The following is a 4,316-nucleotide window of genomic DNA, read 5'->3' as shown; positions in this document are numbered from 1 at the left end:
CTCGTCCAGGAGCGCGGCGTACGGATGCGGGGCGGGCACCCGACGAGTCTAGTGACCGTACCTCATCTGGTCGGGCAGGCCCATAATGACGAAGACCCCGCTCGAAAGCGAGGTCTTCGTCGTGTGCGATTCGGGCTTACTTGCTCGAGCCGCCGAAGTTCTTGAAGCGCTGGTTGAACTTCTCGACGCGACCGGCCGAGTCCATAATGCGCTGCTTGCCCGTGTAGAACGGGTGCGATGCCGAGGAGATTTCGACGTCGATGACGGGGTACTCCACGCCGTCGAGTTCGATCGTCTTGTCGCTGCTGACCGTCGAACGCGTGAGGAAGGTCTCGCCGGAACCGAGGTCGCGGAACACGACAGCCTGGTAGTCGGGGTGAATGTCAGTCTTCATGGGGTTCCTTGCCGAGATAGGGAAAGAAAGTCTGCGGTGCGCTGGCACCAAAGGACGAGTCTACCAGGTTCGCGTGCGGATGCCGATCACAAGGTCCTCGCTCGCGCCGCGTAACGGCCAGCCTCCTGATGCAGAGCGATCGGCACCCCGAACGCCGTGCTGAGCGCGTCCTCGGTCAGAGTCTCGCGCAACGGTCCCGCAGCGACGACGGCACCGTCGCGGAGCAACAGCACGTGAGTGAAGCCCACCGGGATCTCTTCCACGTGGTGGGTGACCATGACCATGGCGGGAGTCGTCGGCTCGGCAGCGTAACCGCTCAGAAGTGTGAGAAGTTCCTCGCGCGAGCCCAGGTCCAGGCTCGCGGTGGGCTCATCCAGCAGCAGCAGTTCGGGGTTTGTCATGACCGACCGAGCGATCTGCACACGCTTCTGCTCGCCGTCAGAGAGTGTTCCGAACGTTCGCGTTGCGAGATCGTCGAGTTGCCACTCGGCAAGGACTCGCATCGCTCGACGGATATCGACCTGGTCGTACTCTTCGCGCCAGCGACCCATGACCGCATAGGCAGCGGTCATCACGACATCCAGCACCGTCTCATCCGGCGGGATGCGACGCGCCATGGATGTCGAGGCAAAACCCACGCGTGGGCGCAACTCGAAGACGTCGGTCCGCCCGATCCGCTCCCCCAGGATGCTCACGCGACCAGAGGTGGGATGAAGGAGCGATGCACACAGCTCGAGCAGAGTCGTCTTGCCCGCCCCATTGGGGCCGAGGACGACCCATCGCTCATCGTCGGACACGGTCCAGTCGATGTGATCGATGATGTCTCGGGCGTTTCTGCGAACGACGACGTCGGAGAATTCGAGCACCTGAGCCATGCCGTCAAGCCTATCGGGAGCCGCGGATCACCTCTGCGTACAGCGCGGCGGTTTGCTCCGCGATGCGCTGCCAACTGAACGCGGTCGTCGCGCGCTCTCGACCCGCCTGCCCGTAGGCCTTCGCCGCCTCACGATCGCTCACGACCTCGCTCAGAACGCGGGCCAAGTCGGCAACGAAAGCCTCGGGATCCAGTGGCGTTCCGGTGCCGTCCGAGACCTGCTCGATGGGCACGAGCCTGCCCGTCACACCGTCGACCACGACTTCCGGGATGCCGCCGGTAGCGGTGCCGACGACGGCTGCTCCGCATGCCATCGCCTCGAGGTTCACGATGCCGAGGGGCTCGTAGATCGAGGGGCACACGAAGGTCGTCGCCGCTGTCAGCGCTACGCACAGCTCGTGCCGGCTGAGGTGTCGGTCGATCCAGACGACCCCATCCCGAGTCTCCTGCAGGCCGCGGACAAGACCCTCGACCTCGGCGAGGATCTCAGGGGTATCCGGAGCGCCGGCACACAGGATCAGCTGCACCTCCGGGTCGAGGAGCTCGGCTGCGCGAAGGAGGTACGGCAGGCCTTTCTGGCGGGTGATGCGCCCGACAAAGACGACGGAGGGTCGGGTCGGATCGATGCCGAGCGCAGCAAGCGTCTCGGCATCCTCGACCGGATGCCACTGCTCGGTGTCGATGCCGTTGTAGATGACCCGGACGGTCGCGGGGTCGAGGCCGGGGTAGCTGCGCAGGATGTCGGCACGCATGCCTTCACTGACCGCCACGATCGCCGCAGCCCCGTGGTAGGCGGTGCGCTCGATTTCGCTCGAGACCGCATACCCGCCACCGAGCTGCTCCGCCTTCCAGGGACGAAGCGGCTCGAGACTGTGCGCGGTGACGATGTGCGGGATGCCGTTGAGGAGGCCGGCGATGTGCCCGGCGAAGTTGGCGTACCAGGTGTGAGAGTGAACGACGGCGGCACCAGCGACGTCATCGACGATGAGCAGATCGGTGCCCATCGTCTGAATCGCCGCGTTGGCATCACGCAACTCCGCGGGTGTGACGTAGGACGTCGTATCAGTCTCGTCGCGGTCAGCGCCGAACGCACGCACCTGAACCTCGAGCGGCTCATGGCCCGGTGCATCGGTTGCGGGTAGCGCGCGGAGGGCTTTGACGAGCTCCGCGACGTGGACGCCTGCGCCTCCATAGATCTCGGGCGGATACTCCTTGGTGACGATGTCGACGCGCATGTGTCGAACGCTAGTACAGGGTCGTGGGGCGGCATAGTGTTGGGGGTATGGCTACGTCGCCCAAGATCTTTGGAATCGTCCTCGCCGGTGGAGAGGGCAAGCGGCTGATGCCGCTGACCGCCGACCGAGCCAAACCCGCTGTTCCCTTCGGCGGTCAGTACCGTTTGATCGACTTCGCAATCTCGAACCTGATCAATTCGGGGCTTCGGCAGATCGTTGTGCTCACGCAGTACAAGTCGCACAGCCTCGACCGACACATCTCCCAGACCTGGCGGATGTCCCCGATGCTGAGCTCCTACGTCACGTCGGTGCCTGCCCAACAGCGGCTGGGCAAGCGCTGGTTCTCGGGGTCTGCCGATGCGATCTTGCAGTCGATGAACCTCATCATCGACGAACAACCCGACATCGTCATCGTCATCGGCGCCGACCACGTCTACCGCATGGACTTCCGCCAGATGCTCGACGCCCACATCGCATCGGGCGCGCGGGCGACTGTTGCCGGCATCCGCCAACCGATCGGCCTGGCGAACCAGTTCGGCGTCATCGATGTCGAGCCCGGTTCGACGCGGATCCGCGAGTTCCTCGAGAAGCCGCAGAATCCGAGCGGTTTGGCGGATGCTCCGCACGAGGTGCTGGCGTCGATGGGTAACTACATCTTCGACACGGATGCCCTCATCGAGGCCGTCGAGGCCGACGGCGAGATCCCGACATCGAACCATGACATGGGCGGCGACATCGTGCCGTATTTCGTCGACCGCGGCGAAGCGAGCGTGTATGACATGAAGCTCAACGACGTTCCGGGCTCTACGGATCGGGACCGGTCGTACTGGCGCGACGTCGGAACCATCGACTCGTACTTCGAGGCGCACCAGGACCTCATCTCGGTGCTGCCCGTGTTCAACCTCTACAACCGGGAGTGGCCGATCTTCAGCCAGCAGCTCAACTCGCCTCCGGCGAAGTTCACGAGGGACGCCCGCGGCGCCCTGGGCACCGTCATCGACTCGATCGTCTCGCTCGGTTCGGTCATCTCCGGTGCGCACCTCGAGCGCAGCGTCATCGGGCCGTGGGCGATGGTGGGCTCTGGCGCCCACGTGGCGGACTCGATCCTCTTCGACCGCGCCCGGATCGAGGGCGGTGCCACGGTGCGCCGGGCCATCCTCGACAAGGAGGTCGTCGTCGAGGAGGGCGCCCAGGTGGGCATCGACCGGCAGCAGGATCTCGCGCGCGGCTTCATCGTGACCGAGAGCGGCATCACCGTCGTGGGCAAGGGCTCGCGCATCCGGGCTCGCGCGTGAGCGCCGCAGCCCCGGCTGCCTCGCGCGGCCCGCTCGTCGTGCTCGATGCGGACTCGACCCTCATCCGTGAGGAGGCGATCGAGCTGCTCGCCGAGGAGGCCGGAACGCTCGCGCACGTCGCGGCCGTCACTGAACGGGCGATGCGCGGCGAGCTCGACTTCGCCGAGAGCCTGCGCGAGCGGGTGGCGACGCTCGCCGGATTGGATGCCTCGATCCTCCCCCGCGTGCGGGAGCGGATGACCCCGACGCCGGGTCTCGACCGCCTCATCACGGGCGTGCATGCCGCGGGCGGGCGCATCGGCGTCGTCTCCGGGGGCTTCCATGAGCTCCTCGATCCGCTCGCCGAACGACTCGGCCTCGACCACTGCCGGGCGAACCGGCTGGAGATCGACGGCGGGCGGTTCACCGGGCGCGTGCTCGGTCCGATCATCGACGCGGAGGCGAAGGCCGTCGCGCTCGCCGAATGGGCGGCGGCCGGCGGCATCCCGATCGCCCGGACGATCGCCGCGGGCGACGGC

General features: G+C 66.2%; 5 protein-coding genes. 2 read left to right on the top strand and 3 right to left on the bottom strand.

The window, feature by feature from the left end; all coding sequences use genetic code 11:
* Nucleotides 1-136: 136 nt before the first annotated feature.
* The 3 genes from Q1V87_RS00700 to glgA all read right to left on the bottom strand — a co-directional run bounded on the left by Q1V87_RS00700 (nt 137) and on the right by glgA (nt 2,503).
* Nucleotides 137-394: a type B 50S ribosomal protein L31 gene (locus Q1V87_RS00700; protein ID WP_292735706.1), complete on the bottom strand. Its 258-nt coding sequence runs from the start codon at nt 392-394 to the stop codon at nt 137-139.
* Nucleotides 395-480: 86 nt separating this feature from the next.
* On the bottom strand, nt 481-1,269 hold the full coding sequence (locus tag Q1V87_RS00695) for an ABC transporter ATP-binding protein (protein WP_300590423.1): 789 nt from the start codon (nt 1,267-1,269) through the stop codon (nt 481-483).
* 10 nt (nt 1,270-1,279) lie between these two features.
* Nucleotides 1,280-2,503, bottom strand: coding sequence for a glycogen synthase (glgA, locus tag Q1V87_RS00690; RefSeq protein WP_300590422.1), 1,224 nt, complete (start codon nt 2,501-2,503; stop codon nt 1,280-1,282).
* Between the two features lie 47 nt (nt 2,504-2,550).
* On the opposite strand from glgA, the gene glgC reads away from it, so the two are divergent.
* Together glgC and serB are read left to right on the top strand one after the other, a co-directional pair.
* Nucleotides 2,551-3,798, top strand: a complete 1,248-nt coding sequence (gene glgC / locus Q1V87_RS00685; RefSeq protein ID WP_300590421.1) for a glucose-1-phosphate adenylyltransferase — start codon at nt 2,551-2,553, stop codon at nt 3,796-3,798.
* The coding region (gene serB, locus Q1V87_RS00680) for a phosphoserine phosphatase SerB (protein WP_300590420.1) at nt 3,795-4,316 on the top strand (522 nt) is incomplete at its 3' end. The genes glgC and serB, both read left to right, overlap by 4 nt.

Origin of the sequence: Microbacterium sp., assembly GCF_030149085.1 — a bacterium.
GTDB lineage: Bacteria > Actinomycetota > Actinomycetes > Actinomycetales > Microbacteriaceae > Microbacterium.
The sequence above is the reverse complement of the archived record's forward strand: the minus strand, read 5'-3'. Positions and strand labels throughout refer to the sequence as shown.